Source organism: Exiguobacterium sp. SH31, assembly GCF_001816105.1.
Lineage (GTDB): Bacteria > Bacillota > Bacilli > Exiguobacteriales > Exiguobacteriaceae > Exiguobacterium > Exiguobacterium aurantiacum_A.
Genome location: NZ_LYTG01000094.1, coordinates 1 through 3,049, shown reverse-complemented (window position 1 = coordinate 3,049; position 3,049 = coordinate 1). Strand labels below are relative to the sequence as shown.

General features: G+C 33.0%; 5 protein-coding genes. All 5 read right to left on the bottom strand.

Features of this window, described 5'->3' with window-relative positions:
* Positions 1 to 118 precede the first annotated feature (118 nt).
* The gene (locus A6395_RS13195; RefSeq protein WP_071399391.1) at positions 119 to 835 is read right to left on the bottom strand and encodes a hypothetical protein; all 717 of its coding nucleotides are present in this window, start codon (positions 833 to 835) and stop codon (positions 119 to 121) included.
* A gap of 272 nt (positions 836 to 1,107) precedes the next feature.
* Positions 1,108 to 1,347: a DUF3850 domain-containing protein gene (locus A6395_RS13190; protein WP_071399390.1), complete on the bottom strand. Its 240-nt coding sequence runs from the start codon at positions 1,345 to 1,347 to the stop codon at positions 1,108 to 1,110.
* A gap of 3 nt (positions 1,348 to 1,350) precedes the next feature.
* The gene (locus tag A6395_RS13185; RefSeq protein WP_071399389.1) at positions 1,351 to 1,887 is read right to left on the bottom strand and encodes an ATP-binding protein; all 537 of its coding nucleotides are present in this window, start codon (positions 1,885 to 1,887) and stop codon (positions 1,351 to 1,353) included.
* Positions 1,888 to 1,906: 19 nt separating this feature from the next.
* Positions 1,907 to 2,284, bottom strand: a complete 378-nt coding sequence (locus A6395_RS13180) for an ASCH domain-containing protein (protein ID WP_071399388.1) — start codon at positions 2,282 to 2,284, stop codon at positions 1,907 to 1,909.
* On the bottom strand, positions 2,262 to 3,049 hold a 788-nt coding region (locus A6395_RS16005; RefSeq protein WP_071399387.1), incomplete at its 5' end, for a hypothetical protein. The genes A6395_RS13180 and A6395_RS16005, both read right to left, overlap by 23 nt.

Sequence of the window (3,049 nt, the reverse complement as noted above, 5' to 3'; positions counted from 1 at the left end):
GAAAAGACTCCTTTTCACTATCAACGTAAATCATACCATTACTTATTAAAAATAATGGTATGATTTCAAACTCCTGGTTAGGAACTATTTAATTATATTTAATCACAGAATGTCATTATTAAAAATAAGTATATCCGTCCAAATAAATATACTTATAATGACTAGTTGTTGAAGATACCCCAAAATTTACAGATGCCGCTTGATTTAGTCCAATGTTTACTGCTCCGTTTGTAGTAACAGTGTTGTTATTATAAAAATCTCCATTCACAATCCAAAAAATTCGATTAGGGCTTTGTAAATGCGCGTACACAGATCCATCAAATCCCTTTGTAAGAGTACCCCCATAAGTCTTTCTATTCATACCAACATTCAAGATTTTTTTAATCGCTCTAAAGGAAGCCCCACCTTCATCTGTTTGGCAGTAGAATTTTAAGGAAGGCTTGTATTCACTTTTAACTGTAAAAATGGTAGAAATTGTTCTGTAGGTTGCCGTTGCTGCTGTAACAGCTTGTGAAGAGGAAGTGATTCCAGATAAGTTTTGAGGATTTCTCAGCGATTTTTTTGATGTCGGTGCTGAAGTTCCTTCTATAACTTGACTTGCTGCTTCTTCCTCAGTGATTCCTTCTTCGTCAGATATTTGTTTTACTACCTCATCAAAGGTCAAGACCTCACTGATCACGGTTCTCTGATCTGGATTATTGAAGTCTATTGCACCATTAGATAATGCATTCTCATGACTACTGCTTAAAGAATAGTTTCCTGCTGCATATGTAGGAAGTGCTGAGGTAGAAACAAGACCTGCTACAATTAAACCAGTAATAACGTTCTTCTTCATTGACATAGTAAAACGCCTCTCTTCTCAGTTAATGTTATTTAAAAGGTAACTTATGTTTAAATATTATTACGAATTACCATTATTTTCAACGTGAGAATTATTATTATCGGGCTTAAGTTACATCTTTATAAATTATTCCACCCTAACGAACTATTTTGCTATTGATATTAAATAACTAAATAAGCGCAAACAAAAACCACCTGCTGAACTACCTTTGAGATTGGACTTACAGGTCCAACTTTTGGGGCAGTTCATTGAGGTGGTTTTTGGTTTCATTGAATTTTTTTAATCCCGAAAACAACATATCCAGGTTTTTGTTCATAGTCTGATATATAGGTTATGGTTGCACTTAAACTTCGACCGGTAAACACACGATTATCGTCTATTTCATTTAAAACTACAGTATCTGAAACTTTAAAGTCTCTGTCATTAAAACGAATTTCAAAGGTTTTAAAACCATTATAAACAGCTTCAAAAAAATCTTTATTAATTTTAAGTTGATGAGTTGTCATATTTCATACCACGTCCTTAGACAAGCCAAGAAACTCCGAAATTTTTACAATTGAATCATTGCCGTCGTACCGATAGAGAGGGATATTATAAGTTGAAGCGTAAAGATATGCCCTTTCGGTTTCACGTTTTTGAAATTCTTTAATTCGATCTAAGTCCCATTCATATTTATCCCGAAGGTGTAATCGTTGTTGAATTAACCTTTCATCGGCAGTCACCAAAACAATACGCTCAATCTCTGTACGATCCAGTACATCAAATGGAATTTCCGAAATTTCATTGTACGAATTTATTAAGCAAAAGTGTCCGTCTAAAATCAAGTTCGTTCCTTGCTCTAGTTCAAGCTGATTTAGCTCGTAAATCCATGCTTCTTGATTGGGTAAAAGTTCTTTAGTTTTCTTTTCCTCAACTCGAATACTTTTCCCATGTTTTCTGATAAGGTCACTTATTGAATAACAATCTACTGCATATTTCTTGCTTAATTCGTTAAGCATAGTAGTCTTTCCAACGCCATGTACGCCTGAAACAAAAGTATATTTCATCAATATCACCTCTCTTTCATTATTCAACGTAACAAAACGATTGAGGTGCAGCTTTTAAACTCGAATTAAATGACTTCAAATCCACAGGAGAAGTATATTCAATGAATCGTTTAATTTGAATTGCATATCCTACATTTTTCCCTTCAAAATAATCATAGAAATATTCAGAAGATATCCCTGAATGTTCTTTGGTTTTTTTCCAGATAGCCTCAGGCTCGTCAACCATAATATTCTCTATCTCGAACTCTCCTACAACTTTCCCATAAGGTTTTGTCGCATAAACAATTATTGAAGAAATATCTTTCCGTCTAAAAATTGTTTTTCTATATTCAAACTTTTTGTTTCCATTTATAATTTGTTCGACAAACTCTGGCTTAATCGATAATAAAACCTTCACTAACCTCACCTATTTCTATAATATCTCTAATTTGATCATCAGTCAGATCAATAAAGCCCCAATACGCATCTCTATCCATACCGATTTCTTCTATAAGTCTTTTGCGAATGATACGCTTATTCAAAGGAACATTATATAGCATTTTGATTATATGTGGGTATTTCTTTGATTTCCAAAAAGAATTCAGTTCATCCTGTGTAAAAATTGTACCTTTACTACAATAACTCATGAATTCATCTTGGTTTTTAAAGTCTGAAATGTTTTTCACTTCGAGAACAGAACAAATACTTGTTGCAACCGATGAATATTCAGCAGACATATTCTCCTCTCTGGTTCGATAAATAACAATTAAATCACCGATACTTATATCTGCTACTTGAGAAATTCTAGTTAGGTAAATTTTCTCCGTTGTATTTGTGAAAGAGAGATCTTCAATCACATGACTTCGCTCTGTGTTTAAGCGAGAATCCGGAAAAAGTAAAGTATGATATTTAGGGTAAATTGACAACAAATAACTTTTGTTATTAGATTTTAAATTAATCTTTGGAAAGTCTTTATACAAGTCTGAATGAGCAGTATCATCTTTGAAATAAACTAACTCTCCATTCTCTTTGACTCCCCATGGAGAAAATCCAAATTTTTCGAATAGATTAATTAGTCCTTTTTGCTTTTCAAAAAGTGTTACGTATGTAAACTTGATTTCATTTTGAACCATTTTTCGCAAAATAATTCCTAGAAATCTATGACCTAAAACTGTACCATGCG